Annotated in this window: 15 protein-coding genes; 6 read left to right on the top strand and 9 right to left on the bottom strand. The window is 63.7% G+C overall.

Features of this window, described 5'->3' with window-relative positions; genetic code table 11:
* Positions 1-26: 26 nt before the first annotated feature.
* The 5 genes from CIT40_RS02190 to CIT40_RS02170 form a co-directional block, all read right to left on the bottom strand.
* A complete protein-coding gene (locus tag CIT40_RS02190; protein WP_094897326.1) occupies positions 27-416 on the bottom strand; it encodes a response regulator in 390 nt (129 codons plus the stop codon).
* 36 nt (positions 417-452) lie between these two features.
* Positions 453-932 carry a chemotaxis protein CheW gene (locus tag CIT40_RS02185; RefSeq protein WP_109862211.1) on the bottom strand — a complete coding sequence of 160 codons (480 nt, stop codon included), beginning with the start codon at positions 930-932 and terminating at the stop codon, positions 453-455.
* Between the two features lie 25 nt (positions 933-957).
* Positions 958-3,774, bottom strand: a complete 2,817-nt coding sequence (locus CIT40_RS02180) for a hybrid sensor histidine kinase/response regulator (RefSeq protein ID WP_094890779.1) — start codon at positions 3,772-3,774, stop codon at positions 958-960.
* A 427-nt stretch (positions 3,775-4,201) separates the two neighbouring features.
* Positions 4,202-4,684: a response regulator gene (locus CIT40_RS02175; RefSeq protein ID WP_094890778.1), complete on the bottom strand. Its 483-nt coding sequence runs from the start codon at positions 4,682-4,684 to the stop codon at positions 4,202-4,204.
* A 530-nt stretch (positions 4,685-5,214) separates the two neighbouring features.
* Complete coding sequence (locus tag CIT40_RS02170; RefSeq protein ID WP_283810134.1) at positions 5,215-5,337, bottom strand: hypothetical protein; 123 nt, start codon at positions 5,335-5,337, stop codon at positions 5,215-5,217.
* Here CIT40_RS02170 and CIT40_RS02165 point away from each other — a divergent pair.
* The 4 genes from CIT40_RS02165 (at position 5,278) to CIT40_RS02150 (ending at position 7,179) form a co-directional block, all read left to right on the top strand.
* Positions 5,278-5,415, top strand: a complete 138-nt coding sequence (locus tag CIT40_RS02165) for a hypothetical protein (RefSeq protein ID WP_244612026.1) — start codon at positions 5,278-5,280, stop codon at positions 5,413-5,415. The two genes, CIT40_RS02170 and CIT40_RS02165, sit on opposite strands and share 60 nt — an antisense overlap.
* Positions 5,416-5,600: 185 nt before the next feature.
* Positions 5,601-6,299, top strand: coding sequence for a Crp/Fnr family transcriptional regulator (locus CIT40_RS02160; RefSeq protein WP_193550924.1), 699 nt, complete (start codon positions 5,601-5,603; stop codon positions 6,297-6,299).
* Positions 6,300-6,453: 154 nt separating this feature from the next.
* Positions 6,454-6,831 carry an Hpt domain-containing protein gene (locus CIT40_RS02155; RefSeq protein WP_162307315.1) on the top strand — a complete coding sequence of 126 codons (378 nt, stop codon included), beginning with the start codon at positions 6,454-6,456 and terminating at the stop codon, positions 6,829-6,831.
* Positions 6,832-6,930: 99 nt separating this feature from the next.
* The gene (locus CIT40_RS02150; protein ID WP_094890775.1) at positions 6,931-7,179 is read left to right on the top strand and encodes a hypothetical protein; all 249 of its coding nucleotides are present in this window, start codon (positions 6,931-6,933) and stop codon (positions 7,177-7,179) included.
* An 82-nt stretch (positions 7,180-7,261) separates the two neighbouring features.
* On the opposite strand, the gene CIT40_RS02145 is transcribed toward CIT40_RS02150, so the two are convergent.
* Positions 7,262-7,885, bottom strand: coding sequence for a response regulator transcription factor (locus CIT40_RS02145; protein WP_094890774.1), 624 nt, complete (start codon positions 7,883-7,885; stop codon positions 7,262-7,264).
* Between the two features lie 336 nt (positions 7,886-8,221).
* Between CIT40_RS02145 and CIT40_RS02140 the strand changes: the two genes are divergently transcribed.
* Both CIT40_RS02140 and CIT40_RS02135 read left to right on the top strand, forming a co-directional pair.
* Complete coding sequence (locus CIT40_RS02140; RefSeq protein WP_094890773.1) at positions 8,222-9,385, top strand: hypothetical protein; 1,164 nt, start codon at positions 8,222-8,224, stop codon at positions 9,383-9,385.
* A 378-nt stretch (positions 9,386-9,763) separates the two neighbouring features.
* Positions 9,764-10,978 carry an EAL domain-containing response regulator gene (locus CIT40_RS02135; RefSeq protein WP_094890772.1) on the top strand — a complete coding sequence of 405 codons (1,215 nt, stop codon included), beginning with the start codon at positions 9,764-9,766 and terminating at the stop codon, positions 10,976-10,978.
* Between the two features lie 10 nt (positions 10,979-10,988).
* On the opposite strand, the gene CIT40_RS02130 is transcribed toward CIT40_RS02135, so the two are convergent.
* The 3 genes from CIT40_RS02130 to darG all read right to left on the bottom strand — a co-directional run bounded on the left by CIT40_RS02130 (position 10,989) and on the right by darG (position 16,181).
* Positions 10,989-11,849: a DMT family transporter gene (locus CIT40_RS02130; protein ID WP_094890783.1), complete on the bottom strand. Its 861-nt coding sequence runs from the start codon at positions 11,847-11,849 to the stop codon at positions 10,989-10,991.
* 304 nt (positions 11,850-12,153) lie between these two features.
* Complete coding sequence (locus CIT40_RS02125) at positions 12,154-15,150, bottom strand: type I restriction endonuclease subunit R (RefSeq protein ID WP_094890782.1); 2,997 nt, start codon at positions 15,148-15,150, stop codon at positions 12,154-12,156.
* Positions 15,147-16,181, bottom strand: coding sequence for a type II toxin-antitoxin system antitoxin DNA ADP-ribosyl glycohydrolase DarG (darG, locus tag CIT40_RS02120; RefSeq protein ID WP_094890781.1), 1,035 nt, complete (start codon positions 16,179-16,181; stop codon positions 15,147-15,149). The genes CIT40_RS02125 and darG overlap by 4 nt, the downstream gene beginning before the upstream one ends.
* Between the last annotated feature and the right edge of the window lie 3 nt (positions 16,182-16,184).

Here is a 16,184-nt window from a genome sequence, read left to right as displayed (position 1 = left end):
GACCTCTTGAAGTTAACGAAGGCGTCTCAAGCGGCGGTTTGTTCGTCCAGCGCGATCAGACCGACTTCCTGGAATTTCGCCATCACGATGTCCTTGTCGAAGGGCTTCATGATGTACTCGTTGGCACCACCACCCATTGCCTTCGTGATGTGATCGATGCCGGTTTCCGTGGTGCAGAACACGACCATGGGCTCGTCGCCGCCGGGCATGCGGCGCAGCGTGCCGAGAAACTGGAAACCGTCCATGACGGGCATGTTCCAGTCGAGCAGGATGGCTTCCGGCATCGCCTTCTTGCAGTGGACCAGAGCCTCGACGCCATCTTCAGCTTCGATCACCTGGAAGCCGAGCGCCTCGACGATCCGGCGGGCGACTTTCCGGACGATGCTGGAATCGTCAACAACCAAACAAGTCTTCATTTTTCCTCTCCGACTTCGGCTTTCGTTGGTGTCAGTTTACGCAGCCATTTGCACTCTGGTTTCGAGCTCGAGGACGCGGTCGACGTCGAGGACGACCATGAGCTGGCCGTCGAGACGGTGGACGCCGCCGGCGAGCTTGGCCATGCGGGGGTCGAGGTTGACGGGGTTTTCCTCCATGCCGGCCTCGGGCAGGCGCAGCACTTCGCCGATCTGGTCGATCAGCAGGCCGTAGGATTCGCCGCGCAAATCGACGCCGACCGCCATCGGCACCTTGCCGTCCTCGGGCTGCGGCAGGCCGAGACGGGCGCGCATGTCGACCACGGTGACGATGCGGCCGCGCAGGTTCAGCACGCCCGCGATCTCGCGCGAGGACAAGGGAACGCGGGTGACGCGTTCGGGCATGAACACGTCCTGGACGCGGGAGATCGGCAGGCCGAACAGCTGGCCGCCGATCATCGCGGTGACGTATTCGACCATGGCGCCTTCGGCGGATTGGGTCTTGCTCTTGCTGGTCATGTTGGGTGTCTCCTGATCCTGTCCGTTACGCTGCCGCCCGGCTCAGATCGGAGGCGCCGGCGGCGCTCGCGGTCTGTTCCTTCAGCGCCGCGATCAGACCGGGACGGTCGAACTTGGCGACATAGTCGTGGAAGCCGGCCTGACGGCCGCGCTCGATCGCCGCCGGCGACACCAGCGCCGACAGGCCGATGATCGGCATCGAGCCCAGATTGTTGTCCGAGCGGATGGTCTCGGCGAACTCGAACCCGTTCATGTCGGGCATCTCGATGTCGGTCAGCACCACGTCGAAGGTCTGGGCGCGCAGGGCAGCTAAGCCCTCCTGCGCGGTCGGCGCAGTGCGGACGCGGTAACCTGCCGCCTTGAGCACCGGGGCCAGCATGTTGCGGAAGAACGCACTGTCGTCGACCAGCAGCACCGACTGCGAGTGCAGCGACGGCTTCATCTCCTTGCGGGTGAACCAGTCGGAGAACGCCATCGGCAGGAAGTGGCCGACGTCGATCACCTCGGTGGCCTGGCCCTTGATCACGGCTGAGCCGAGGATGCCGCTAGCCGAGCCGCCGACCTCGATGTTGAGCCGTTCCTCGACGATGTCGATGATCTCGTCGACGACGAGGCCCATGGAGCGGCCGTCGTCGGCGAACACCAGGATCGGCTGGGCGCCCTGGCTGGCGATGGTGACGCCGTCCATCGCGACGAGCGGCATCAGCTGCTCGCGATACTGCACCATGTAGCGGCCGTTGGAGAACTCGATCTTGTCGGCGGGCAGCTCTTCCAGGCGCGTGACGAGGCCGAGCGGGACCGCCTTGGGCTGGGACGAGCCGGCGCGGAACACCAGCAGCGAGGTGGTCTGCTCGCCCGAGCCGATGTGATGGGCGCCGTTCTCGTCACCCATGTCGTGGGCCGAGGAGCCGGCGGCGCCGAGCGCCTTCGCGATGCCGTTGGGGTCGATGATCATGATCACGGCGCCATCGCCGAGGATGGTGTTGCCGGAGAACATGTCGATGTGACGGAGCTTGGTCGACATCGGCTTGACCACGATTTCTTCGGTGTGGAACACGCCGTCGACGACGATGCCGAAGGTCTGGCTGCCGACCTGGGTCACCACGATGAAGCCGTTCTCGGGATCGGAGGCCGCGCCGTCGTCGATCTTGAGGAGCTTCTTGAGATGGATCAGCGGCAGCAGCTTGTTGCGCAGACGCAGCACCGCGGTGTCCTTGATGCGCTCGATGCGGTGCTCGCTGTTGGCGCGGGCACGGACCAGCTCGACCACCGAGAGCTGCGGGATCGCAAAGCGATCACCGGCGGCTTCGACGATCAGCGCGGAGACGATGGCGAGCGTCAGCGGGATCTTGATGGTGACCGAGCTTCCCTCGCCGGCCACCGACTTGATGTCGATGGTGCCGCCGATCTGGTCGATATTGGTACGCACCACGTCCATGCCGACGCCGCGGCCCGAGACCGAGGTGATGGCGGCGGCGGTCGAGAAGCCGGGCGCGAAGATGAACTTGTGGATCTGGGCTTCGCTCATCTTCTCGAGCTCGGCCTCGGTGGCGAGGCCGCTCGAGATCGCCTTGGCCTTGATCTTGTCGGTGTTGAGACCGCGGCCGTTGTCGGCGATGCAGATGATGATGTGGCCGCCCTCATGATAGGCGGACAGGCGGATGGTGCCCTGCTCGCCCTTGCCGGAGGCGAGGCGCTCGGCGGGGGTCTCGAGGCCGTGATCGGCGGAGTTGCGCACCATGTGGGTGAGCGGGTCCTTGATCAGATCGAGCACCTGGCGGTCGAGCTCGGTGTCGGCGCCGTGCATCTCCAGTTCGATCTGCTTGCCGAGTTCACCCGAGAGGTCGCGGACGATGCGGGGCAGCTTCTGCCAGGCATTGCCGATCGGCTGCATGCGCGTCTTCATGACGCCTTCCTGCAGCTCGGCGGTGACGTTGGACAGGCGCTGCAGCGGCACCTTGAACTCGGTGTCCTCGTTGCGGCGGGAGATCTCCAGCAGCTGGTTGCGGGTCAGCACCAGCTCGGAGACCATGGTCATCAGATGCTCCAGCGTGTCCACGTTGACGCGGATCGACTGGTTGGCGATGCTGGCACCCTCGCCGGCGCCCTCCTCGGCCATCGCCTTCTTCGGCGCGGCCTTCTCCTTGGCAGGTTTTGCTTTCTCGGCGACGGGCGCTTCGGCCGCCGGTGCGGGCTCGGTCTGAGCAACGACCGCCGCCGCTTCGATCGCGGTCTCGCGGAAGGCACGTTCGAGATCGTCGAGCGAGACTTCGCCCGGACGCAGTGGACGCTCCAGCGTCTGGTCGATCAGCGTGCCCGAAGTCATCTCCTTTGCAGGCGCTGCGGCGACCGGCGCTTCCGGCACCAGCGGCGGTGCTTCCGTGACGGGAGCGGCGGCAGCAGCAGCCGGCATCGGCTGCGCCGAGCCTGACGCGATCGGCTGCGCCGACGCTGACATGGCCGCCATGCCCCGCTCGACCATCGCTTCCAGCTGGTCGATCAGATCGCGGTCGTTGCCCTCGGGCTCGGCTTCGGTCGCCTCGAGACCGGCCAGGATCTCCTTGATCCGGTCGATCGAAGCCAGAATCAGCGACACCGCGTCCGCCGTCACCGGCATGCCGTCGCGGAATTTGCTCATCAGGGTCTCGCCGGCATGGGCCAGCGCTTCGAGCCTGGGCAGTCCGAGGAAGCCGCAGGTGCCCTTGATGGTGTGGACCAGGCGGAAGATGTTATCCAGGATCTTGGCGTTGTTCGGCTCCTGCTCGAACTTCACCAGCTGATTGTCCACGGTGTCCAGGCTCTCGCTGGTCTCCGTCAGAAACTCCCGCAACAGATCATCCATGAGCTACGCCTTACTGCCCTGACCCTGGGACCTCGACGCCCACGCCACCTTTGGCATGGACGGAAGCCCTACTCTCGATCGTTAGACATCCCCTTTCACAGTCCCGTTAATTTCATCCTCCGTGCTAATACGGATATTGAAGAGAAGTTTGCGGTTCGACGGCGTGCGGTAGCGCCTTTCGGCAAAACCGGCTCAACGCCGCAACGGCGGCGATGCATGAGGTAAACGGGCCGATAACAGCGGGCCAGGCGCGCTGGAAAGCCCCGCTCGTGAAGGACGATAGGGTCGGCCTGCGGGGCATCGAACCGAGCCGCCCGCAACCTGAGGCGCAGTCGCGCCGGTTCGTGCGTGTTGACGCAGCGACCTGCGTGGTCCGCACACGCGGTAAACGAACGGTTACCCCGTGGCCATGGCGGGCCGCGCCGCGCTAACCCAATCGCGAGACCGAGGCGAGGTCGTCGTCGGGTCGATGCTCGGCCAGGCAATCGTTGATGGCGGCGAGCAGCGCGTGCGGCGTGAACGGCTTGCGCAGACAGCGTGCGGCGCCGAGCTCAAGCGCCATCCGGAGGAAATCGGGTGCAGGCGAATTCAGATTCGCAAAGGCGTAGCCGGACATCGCGATCAGCGGAATGACCGGCGCCAGCTCGTGGAAGATCCGGATCGATTCGAACCCGCGCATGTGCGGCATGAAGATATCGATGATCATCAGATCGAATTGCTGGTGTTCGAGAGCGCGCAGTCCGGCTTCACCTCCCTCGGCAATCGTCACCCGAAAGTTGTTGCGCTGGAGATAGACTTCGATGGCCATGCACACCATCGGGTCATCGTCGACAACGAGAATATGGCGCAGACCTTCTGTCCCCGTTTGAGCTTCCCGTTTCGGCGATTCAATAATCGAACCGTGGGGCACGCCTTTCTCCTTTGCTTTCAGTCGGACGATGGGCGGTCGCGAAAGTCATTGGCGGCGCGGGGAAGATGGACGCGAAATTCGCGGCCATGCGACGCCAGGCTCCATGGCAACATTGGATGACTGTGATTGCTGATCCAACGAACCGGACTGCACGGATCGAGCGGCGTCTGGTCGCAGGGCGAATGCAATGCTTCGGGCTCATGAAAGTCCCCTTGCCGGATTTTCCCGCACAACTCCTGCAGGACCGCCGCACCGGCTCAAGAGCGAATCAGCGCGCCGTTCTTATTTCCGCCGCAAATGCTGCAGCCTGTCTGCCCCCCAGCAGGTATATGGAAGCAACGCAACCTTTACAATGCGTTTTTATCGCTGCACAACTAGATGACGAACGGGCTTCGCACCCGATCGAGCATCGCACACGCTGGATTGACCTTCGATGACCGCGAGTGGCCGCCCGTCCAACCAAATGCTGCGAATGCTCGACGCGGCAGGCCTCGATCTGCTGCCTCCGCATCTCGCGGCAGTCGAAATGGTCAGAGGCGCTGGCGCAGATGTTGGGCGCACGGCGCAATGCCGTCTCTCTTGTCGCGCATGCGCTGCAGCGGGCCGGCATCATTCACCACAGCCATGGCCGGATCGGAATCGTCGATCGTCAAGCGCTAGAGACGACATCCTGCGACTGCTATTCGGCCGTGAACGCCTACCACCTGCGGCTGGCGGGAGCGGAGCCGTGACGACGGCTCGGCGCAATCGGCTGTATGCCGGCGTGCACGCAGCCTGGCAGGGGGGCGCGGTGGTCGGACAACTTGTCCCAATTGCCAATATATCCCGGCACGAAGATGATGGAGCCTACGACGGCGCAGGGTGATGTCGCCGGTCGCTCATTGCTGATGCGGGAACGGAGGCAGCTTTGGAAACGATGGTGCGCCCGGCCAACGGCTTCCTGTCCGCACTGTCGGCAGACGACTATGAATCCATCCGCTCGCATCTGCGAACAGTCGATCTGCCCCACGACGCGGTGCTGGTCGAGACCGGCGAGGTGCTGAAGCGCGCCTATTTTCCTCACCGCGGCGTCATCTCGCTGGTGGTGAAACTCGCCAAGGGCGAGCATGTGCAGGTCGCCATGATCGGCCGCGGCAGCCTGCTCGGGGCGTTCTCGGCAACGGGCGATGCCTGCGCGCTGAACACCGCAGTCGTGCTGGTTCCGGGCGTCGCGTCGGTGATGGATCTCGACCGGCTGCGGATCGCCGCCGACCAGAGCGGTACCCTGCGCACGTTGCTGACGCGTCACGGGCTGGCGGTCTACGCCCAGGTCCAGCAGACCGCAGGCTGCAATGCTGCCCATCCCGTGGAGTCGCGACTGTCACGCTGCCTGTTGCAAACGCATGACCTCTCCGGCGACCACCGGCTGCTGCTGACCCAGGAGGCCATGGCGCAGATGATCGGCGCGCGGCGCAACAGCGTGTCGCTGGTCGCCAACACCCTGCAACAGGCCGATTTCATCCATTACAGCCGCGGGCACATCCAGATCACCAACCTCGAGGGCCTGCGCCAGACGGCTTGCGAATGCTACGCCATCGTGAAGGCCCAGTACGACCGGTTGCTCGGCGCGCACTGACCGCCGCGCGCATGGTAAACCGCCGGCTAATGCCGGCCTGCAAACACCTCGTGTCCCGCTACCGGAACTGAAATTCGAATGCCGTAGACACGGAGCAGCGCGCGTGCCGGGAGGTGCAGCGCGACAAATGACCCGTGATCAAGGCAGCAGGCCCATGTTTGAAGTCACCGTCGCGCCCGCGCAGAAGGCGATCGAGGCCGAGCCGGCGCGCGAGCCGCACGCGTACGAAGCGCTGGTGCGCGAGATCGGCGAGGACGGTGCCTGCGAAGTGCGCGAAGTGTTCTGGAGCGAGACCTGCGCGCGGCTGCAATCGTTCCGCACGCTCTCGCTGGCGCAGCACCGCGCCAGAATCGCGCGCGAGGCGCATTCGCTGAAGAGCGCGGCTGGGACGTTCGGCTATGTCAGGCTCGCGGCGCTGGCGCTGCGACTGGAGAGGTCCGCAGCGGAGCTCGGCGATGGCGAATTCCGCGATCTCCTGGACCGGATGGACGCCGCCTATGCCGCCGCGCGCGCGCAGGAGCCGCAGGGCTAGCGCAGCCACGTGCATCCCCGCCGTACTTCTACGGCTTGGGATCTTCACAGATGGCTAATCATAGGTCGCGATAGTCCCGGAAAACCAGGAGGGTTTTCCATGTTCACCTACGAGACTGCGGACCAGAAAGAGGTTCGCCGCTTCCGCATCGCACAGTTCAACGGCCGGATGGCGACGGTGAAGGCTGGCGAGTCCACGGTGACCGGCTTCGTGCGTTCGGTGCTGGAGCAGGAATCGAGCATGCCGCCCCGCTGGACCATCACGATCATCCCGAACGGGCCGAAGGAAGAGATCAAGCCGCTGCGTCCCGCCTCGCGCGCGCGTCCCTTCGCCGAAGACTATTTCTGAGCGCGATCGGGTTTTTGAGACGTCCCGGGAGATCCCTCGGGGCCTCGTCCGCACCGCCTGCCGGCGACGCGACACAGCAGCCTCAGTCGATCGGGTGCAGCAGCGCCGCGCGGACCAGATCCGCGGTGTTGCGCGCGCCAAGCTTGCGCATCGCCTCGGCGCGATGGCTCTCGAACGTGCGCGGACTGATCTGCATCCGAAGCGCGCCCTGCTTGTTCGAATAGCCTTCGCTGATCAGTCTCAGCACTTCGCGCTCGCGCTTGGTCAGCCGCTTCTGACCCGACGGGCCGAGGAGTTCGGCGCTCGGCACGCGCTGGGTCTGCTGGGCGCGGACGGTCTTCGATTCTGCGTCCTCGGCGCCGGGCGGCTTCGACAAGCCGCCCTTGTGGGGGCCGGCCAGCTGCTTGACCAGGCCGCAGACGCGCTCGGTTTGTGCCAGCGCGTTCTCGACCACCCGCTGCAAATAGGCACGGTCGCCGGTCACGGGCGCGAGTTGATCGCTGTGATGCTTGATCTCGCCCATGTAGAGCAGCAGGGCAGTCAGGGGGCCGTTGAGCTCGCGGGCGATGGCAGCGGCCATTTCGTCGGCGGCCTTGGCCCGGGCAGCGCCCAGGCGGACGAAATCGAGCTCGTCAGGAGGAGCAGTGCTGCCTTCGTGCCATTCCGACGGCCGCGAATCGGTGGCCGTATCATTCTGTGACCCCATGTCACTCGTTTAGCGGAACCGGGAGCGGTCTGTGGTTAACTTTTTGCTCCGTAAGACTACGGTGATTTTGTCGGTTTTGCGTTGAAGTCGCGATACCGGCACAATTTGTGCTTGCGTCGCGCGGCGCCCGACCATGCAGGGGTTGAGTTTTTCGCCAAAAACTTGGGCAGACGGCCACATTGTCCTTAACGGCGGCCTTCGTCCCGCGCCGCCCCGGGGTTTTTTACGGATTAATTAACGGCGACTTGCTTCTCTTAGGGGAAGTTGAGAGCGCGCAAATGCCTCCACGCATTGGGCCCGCACGCCTGCGGGAAACGCTGCAATAGATTGCGTGCAATGGACGAGATCGATCGGCTGTCCGAATTCCTGCAGAGGCTGACGCCGCTGTCGCGCAGCTGTCTGCTCAGTGAACTCGAGCGGCTCGAACTGTGCGGCATCGACATGCCCGGCTCGCCCGAGATCCAGTCGCGCCTGCGCGCCGAGTTTCGCAAGGACGGATCGACCCAGGCGCGCGCCACGAGCCCTTCGCGCTATTTCTTCGCCCCGCTCGAATTGTTCCTGATCGACGGCGCGCCCGAGCACCCCAACATGGGGCGGATCTCGCGCAACACCCTCACGCCGATCTGGGAATGGATCTGCCGCGACCTGCTGCCGACCATGGCTCGCGACTACATCAAGGCGATCAATGACCAGGTTGCCGCCAACAATCCGAAGGAAGTCCTGAAGATCGCCTCGACGTTCCAGACCAAGGTCGTCAAGGTGCTCGAGAGCACCTTCGCATCAGCGGAGAGCACCGAGTTCGCGCGCGGCAAGCTCGCGCAATACACGGCCTCGCGCACCGCCTTCGACGACGTCAGGAAGATGCAGCACGTGCTGCGCGCCGGCAACGTGCTGACGAAATTCAACGAAAAACTGCCCGAGAAGATCGCGAAGTTCGACGACGGCCGGGTTGCCCAGATCACGGCGCAGCTCGACGCCTTCGGCAAGGCGAATGCCGAGGCGCTTCCTTTCGCGCTGGCACTGGTGGCGCGGCGCCTGGCCACGCCCTGGCAATTGTCGCGTCTCGCCACCAAGGCCGCCGCGAGCAAGAGCGCCGCTGATATCGCTGCCACGCCCTATGCCTGCGTCGTCCACATGGTGCTCGACCGGCTCGACGACAAGCGCCTCGCGCTTCGGATCGCGCTCCGTCACAACCGGGTGCTGGTCGCCCGCGACCTGCTCGCCGAGATCTACGACACCGAATATTCCCTCAAGGTGCGCATCGACGGCATCGAGGGTCACGAATGGGGAATCCGGCTGCAGCAATTGATGGACGCGATCGCGGCGCTGGTGTCCGCCGAGGTGGCCCGCTTCCCGTCCAACGTCGGCCACATCCTCGGCTCGCGCCGGCTGCGCAGCCACGACACGCTCGGCGGCAAGCTGACCTATCTGGCCTGGAAGGGCCGCGACGCGGTGCAGGAAGGCGCCGCGGCGTTTCGCAAATTGATCGGGCAGACCTGAGCGCGCGCTTCGACCGCCGCGCATTTTTCCGGATCATGCTCTAGGGCGCGCGCGGCAGGCACAGGAAGCGATCGAGAAATCGCCCCGACATCACCACCCTGAACCACCACGCCATCATTCGCCGCATCGTCATCGTCGTAATCCTCGACACAGCCCACCACCGCTGTGCCGAGCAATAGCGCAGCTGCAGCAAGGCGCGTGTGATGCGCTTCACACTCTGCGTGATCCCGGTTCGGCGGCAGACGGCGTTTGTCGAAAGCTTAGCGCGAATTGGAGGGTTTAAGGTTACCCAGATAATCCAGTGAAGACCTGAAACTCTCCTTATTTGAACCCGTGCCCGCCGTTTAAGAAACGTCACGGAACGGGAGTGGTATAGTGATGGACGATGGGATGGTTGAACTCGTCGAACGAAGGCCTGTGACCTTCGGACGGCGAAAGGTGACGCCGCGCGCCTGCGTGGCCGACAGCAAGCGGCATCTGCGCGCGTTCCTCATCGAGGTGCTGGAGGATCTCGGCTTCGTCACATGCGAATGCGCCAGCTCCGACGAACTGCAGACCGTGCTCGCCACCGGATTGCCGGACCTGATCCTGCTCGGCGTCGCCGCCGACGGCATCGAGCCGGGGAAATTTTTGGAAGTGCTGGTGCGCGAGGCGTTCGCCGGCAAGGTGCTCGCCGTCGGCGCGCGCGAATCGATCATCGTCCGGGCGGTGCGGCAGGTCGGCGAGGAATATGGCCTTGCGATGCTGCCGCCGCTGACCACGCCCTTTGCGGCGGAGACGCTGCGCGAGCGCGTCGCGATGCTGCTGCCGGAGGAGCCGGCGCCGAGCCCGGCCGTGCATGTCGGCGAGGCCCTGCATGCCGGCTGGCTCGAGCTCTGGTACCAGCCCAAGATCGACGCGCGCACGCTGGTGCGCAGCGGCGCCGAGGCGCTGGTGCGGATGCGGCACCCGACCTGGGGCGTGGTGCCGCCGGCCTATTTCATTCCCGAGGAGAGCGATCCGCATCTGCGTGCGCTCTCCGAATTCGTGATCGAGCGCGCCATGCAGGACTGGCATTACCTGCTGGAGCGGCAGACCCCGGTCGACCTCTCGATCAACCTGCCCGCGTCCTATCTGAAGGAGCCGCAGGCGGTGCGCGATCTCTGCCGCCGGATGCCGACGCATCCGGCCTTCGGCGGGCTGACGGTGGAGATCGACAGCGAGGAGGCGATCCTCGATCTCGACCACCTCACCGAGGTCGCGCGCGAGGTCGGGCTGCACAATATCGGCCTGTCGATCGACAATCTCGGCGCCAACTGGCCGGCGCTGATGGACAAGGACAGGATTCCCTTCGTCAAGCTGAAGGCCGACCGGCAATTCGTCACCGGCAGCGGCAGCGACCGGCTGAAGCGCACGGTGTGCCGCCACATCGTCGAGCTGGCGCAGGGCTTTGGCGCGCGCAGCGTGGCGCAGGGGGTGGAGAGCCGGGCCGACCTCGTCGCCGCCAACGAGCTCGGCTTCGACCTCGTGCAGGGCTTCCTGTTCGGCAAGCCGATGCCGCTGAAGAAGTTCGCCAAGGGCGCGCTGACGCGGACGGTGATGGGACAGGCGTGAGGCACAAGCCTCACGCAAACCGCCGCGCGAAAAACACGCAGGCGACCACGAGGCCGGTCGCGACGATCATGCTCCAGGCGACCGGCTCGTGCAGCAGCAGGCCCGCAAGCGCGAGGCCGAAGAACGGCTGGAGCTGCTGCAGCTGGCCTACGCGGGCGATGCCGCCGATCGCGAGCCCGCGGTACCAGAAGATGAAGCCCACGAACATGCTGAAGATCGAGACGTAAGCGAGCCCGATCCAGGCGGGCGCGGAGATGCCGCTCCAGCTCCCGGGCCAGGTGAGAAGCGCGAGCGGCACCATCAGCGGCAGCGCGAGCAGCAGCGCCCAGGAGATCACCTGCCAGCCGCCGAGCCGGCGCGACAGAGCGGCGCCTTCGGCATAGCCGAGGCCGCACAGCACGATCGCGGCGACCATCAGCAGGTCGCCGGTGAGCGAGGCCGAGCCGCCGCCGGACAGAGCGAAGCCGGCCACCGTGGCGCTGCCGAGACCGGCGAACAGCCAGAACAGCGGCTGCGGCCGCTCGCCGCCGCGCAGCACGGCGAAGATCGCGGTCGACAAGGGCAGCAGGCCGATGAAGACGATCGAATGCGCGGACGTGATGTGCTGCAGCGCCAGCGCCGTCAGCAGCGGAAAGCCGACCACCACGCCGATCGCGACGATGGCGAGCGAGACGAGATCGCTGGCCTGCGGCCGCGCCTGCCTGAGCAGGCCGAGCACGGCCACCCCGATCAGCGCCGCGATGACCGCGCGCGCCGAGGTCAGGAACAGCGCCGAGAACCCGCCGACCGCAACCCGCGTCGCCGGCAGCGAGCCGCTGAAGATGACGACGCCGAGGAGGCCATTGCCCCAGCCGGTGGCGGAAGAGTGCATGGTGGTCTCGCTTGGTGGCGACACGGCCGGGAGAAAGGCGGTTGCCGTGACGTTACGCTCGCGGGCTTGTGCCATAGGATAGCAAAAAGTGCGAAAACAACCCCATGCACAGTAGACGGGGCGTGGAAGATCAAGGGGTTAGGAGGGGTGAAATTGGCTGCTTAGCGGGGCAATGGGCATCTCGGATTGGTGCGCATCATTTGCTTCGTCGGGCAAAACAGGGGCATAATATCACCATTGATAAGCTTGATGTGCACGCGTCCACATTCAAGCTGCATCTCTTCAGCAGAGTGTCCCACGACGACTATGGCGTGGGACGGTCGTACGTCGCTGTGAAAACGGTGTCGGTGAGCCAGCGCTTGAATTCGGGATTGTCACTGAATTGCTTAAACAACTCGGTGTCGTCCTTCATCAATCCGATGATGACGCTCGCCAATGCTTTATCGTGCTCGATCCGAGCGTTCTGCTTGTCTGAATTTTTCTGAGCGTTTTGATAGGCCGGGTTTGCGGCCACCTTGTCGGGGATCACGGTCGCAATCAGGTGGCGGATACGGTCGGTGTCGGCCCAGGTGATGTTACCGAACAAGTCGTTGAAGCTGCGGATGATGTTGGACAGGCGATCAAGCTCGGGCTCGGCCCGGTGCCCTCCGCCATCGGTCGGCACGGGATCAATTTCGGCGTCCTGGTCGATCAATTGCACTCGTTGCGTGGCCTGCTTCTCGACCCGATAGCTGTCCATGTCTATGGCTTCGAGAATGCCTTTGGACAGATCCTCTTCCCGCGGAGCCGGCAGCTTCGGGACCAAGAAGTTCAGGAAGATCGAGAGCTTCTCCCAATCAGCGTTGGTGTAGGGCAAAAGCGAGGAAATGAAGGCGTAGGTTCGAGTAAACGCCTTGGCCTTGCCTTTGAAATCGACCTGACCGTCCTCGTCGAGCTCACTCACATAGGTCTCAACGCAAACATCCAGGATGGGATCGAGCCGGTCGCGATCCGCACCGTCAAGATACAGCCCGACGAGCTGCTCGATCTGGGCGGGCTCATAGACTTGATGCTCATCGAGGCCGGCTTTGAGATCGTGAAGCCGGTTCGGGTCGGTCTCGTCACTGAGGATTGTAGTCCGATAGAACGTATCGAACGCAGCCCGGATCGTCTCGGCATCATTCATGAAGTCGAGCACAAACGTATCATGCTTCTGCGGATGCGCGCGGTTGAGGCGGGACAGCGTCTGCACCGCCTTGATGCTCGACAACGCCTTGTCTACGTACATCGTGTGCAGCAACGGCTGGTCATAGCCGGTCTGGAACTTGTCGGCGCAGATCAGGAAACGATAGGGATCGACTTCAATCCGGTCGGCGATGTCCTTTGAAGGGAAGCCGTTGAGGCTGGCTTCGGTGACTTTCGCACCCTTGAATTCATGCTCACCAGAGAAAGCAACGATCGCACGGTAGGGGCTCTTACGTTCGATCAAATAGGCGCTCACCGCCTGATAGTACTCTATCGCGCGCTCAATGCCTGAGGTAACCACCATCGCCCGCGCCTGACCGCCGATCTTATTCAATGCGAGCACCTGCTCGTGGAAGTGGTCGACCATGATCTCGGCCTTGAGACGGATAGCGTGGCTGTTGCTCTCGACATAGCGGCGGAGCTTCTTGGTCGCGCGCTTGGTGTCGAATTCCGGATCGGCTTCGACCGTCTTGACCAGGCGATAATAGCTGTTGACGGGCGTGTAATAGCGAAGCACGTCGAGGATGAAACCTTCCTGGATCGCCTGCTTCATGGTGTAGCTGTGGAACGGACGATGCTTGACCTTGTCACCCTCTGGCCAGGGTTCGCCGAAGATCTCCAGCGTCTTGTTCTTGGGCGTTGCGGTGAACGCGAAATAGCTTGCATTGGGGAGCATCTTGCGGCTCTCCATGATCGCGATGATCTTATCCTCGACGGTGTCGTCCTCGTCGCTGTCCTCCGCACCGGTTAGAGCCGCGTTCAAGGCAGCCGCGGCCCTGCCGCCCTGGCTTGAATGCGCCTCGTCGATTATGATCGCGAAGCGACGATCCTTGTGCTGGGAGCCGATGTCATCGAGGATGAACGGGAATTTCTGAACCGTGGTGATGATGATCTTCTTGCCGTCGGCAATGAAACGACGGAGATCGCCGGAATGCTCGGCATGGCCGACGGTGGCGCCGACCTGCGCGAACTGCTTGATGGTGTCGCGTATCTGCTGATCGAGGATGCGGCGGTCGGTGACGACGATTACGGAATCGAATACCTGGCCGGCGGCGTTCGCGAGCCGCACCAACTGATGGGCCAGCCAGGCGATCGAGTTCGATTTGCCAGACCCGGCCGAGTGCTGGATCAGCACGCGCCGGCCTGCACCCTTCGCCCTGGCGTCGGCCAGCAGCTTACGAACCACGTCCAACTGATGGAACCGCGGGAAAAGCTGATCCCGCTTAGTCCGATTGGTCTTGGGGTCCTTACGCTCGACGATCTGAGCGTAGTTCTCAACAATGTCCGTCAAGCCGAGGGGCGTCAGAATATCCTTCCAGAGATAGTCGGTCTTGATCCCGGCCGGATTCGGCGGATTTCCGGCGCCATCATTCCAGCCCCTGTTGAACGGCAGGAACCATGATGCCTTGCCCTTGAGCTGGGTGCAGAACATGACCTGCGCATCGTCCACCGCAAGATGCACGATGCAGCGGCCGAACTCGAAGAGCTTTTCACGCGGATCACGGTCGCGCTTGTATTGCTCGACGGCGTCTTCAACCGTCTGCTTCGTCAGACTATTCTTGAGTTCGAACGTTGCGATCGGGAGGCCGTTGATGAACAGCGCGAGATCGAGCGCATGGGCGGTGTCGTCGCGGCTGTAACGGAGCTGGCGGGTTACCGAGAACCGGTTCAGCGCAAAGCGTTCAGCCGCCTTGGGATTGCCCAGCGACGGCGTACCATAAAACAGATCGACATTATGCGCGCCGTGCTTCAGGCCCTTGCGCAGCACGTCGATGACGCCGCGCTTGCCGATCTCGCCTTGAAGCCGCGCAAGGAATTTCTGCCTGACAGGGCTGTCATGGTCGAGATCGAACGCCGGGACCAAGAGCGGCTGTGTCGCGGCGATGAAGGCGCGCAATTGCACAAGATCGACCGTCCATACCCGATCATAGGCCTTGGGGTCGCCGAGCAGCCAATTGTGCAGGCCGGCGAATGGATCGGGGTCCTCGGAGAATCCGCCGCTGGCCGATGCCTTTCGGCCGGTCATGTCGGCGACGATGAGGGCCTCAAGGCCCTTCTCCGAGATGTCCGTGGTCATGCCGCCGTCAGCCATCCCTTCGCGCGAAGGGTGTCATAGGCAATGCCTATCTGGCGCGGCGAGAAGCGCTTCTTGCGGTCGTTCCAGGCATAGACTTTCGCCGCCGCATCCTCGGCGCTGGCCGCGTTCTCGTGCTTCACGACCCAATGAACAGTAGCAAGCAGTTCAAGTCCGAACGGCGTTTCGAAACCTTCGACCAGCTCACCCACACGATCGAAGCGAGACTTGGTGCCGCCATCATCGCTCAAGAACGCTTCGGCCTCCTTCACGGCACCGAGAACCAGCTCAAGCTGCTTGTCGGGCGCGTCTCCGCCATCGTGATAGCCGGAGACGAGGTGTCCCTCGATCTTCGTCAGCACATGACGCAGATTGTCGGCATAGGGGCCGTAATTATGCTTGATGTAGGTAAGCCGAAGGGGCTCCCCCGCCTCCTGCATGAAGTACATGAGCTTCTGCACTTCGATCAGCGTGACGAACGGGTCCATCAGACCGCCGAGATAGCGGTGCATCAGACCGACGAGAGCGGCGCGGCCGGCCGTCATCTTAGGCACCTCGCGCGACCGGGTGGCCACCGGCGCGCTGTTGGGCTCATAGACGATCACGTCGAGATCATCGAGTTTGTCCAATGCCGCGACGATCCGGGGACGCACGTCGGCCCAATTCAGGCCGCCGAGGCCGCTGCCCAGCGGTGGGATTGCGATGGAACGGATGCCGCGCTCGCGAATCTCTTCGACCAGCGCCTTGAGCCCGGACTCGATGTCCTCCATCCGGCTCTTGCCGCGCCAATGGCGCTTGGTCGGGAAGTTGATGATGAACTTCGGGTTTGTCAGCGTCCGAGTTTCGTACACGAACATCTTGCCCGGCTGTACTTCCTCGCGGGCACAGGCGGCCTCGTAAGCTTTGAAGTTCGCCGGGAAGACGTTCTTAAACTGGAGCGCGAGGCCCCGGCCCATGATCCCAACGCAATTGACGGTGTTGACGAGCGCCTCGACGTCGGCAGCCAAAAGATCACCGCTGGTGAATTCGATCATCTC

Source organism: Bradyrhizobium amphicarpaeae (genome assembly GCF_002266435.3).
GTDB classification, from domain to species: domain Bacteria; phylum Pseudomonadota; class Alphaproteobacteria; order Rhizobiales; family Xanthobacteraceae; genus Bradyrhizobium; species Bradyrhizobium amphicarpaeae.
Note: the sequence above shows the minus strand (reverse complement) of the source record. Positions and strands in the feature narration are given on the sequence as shown.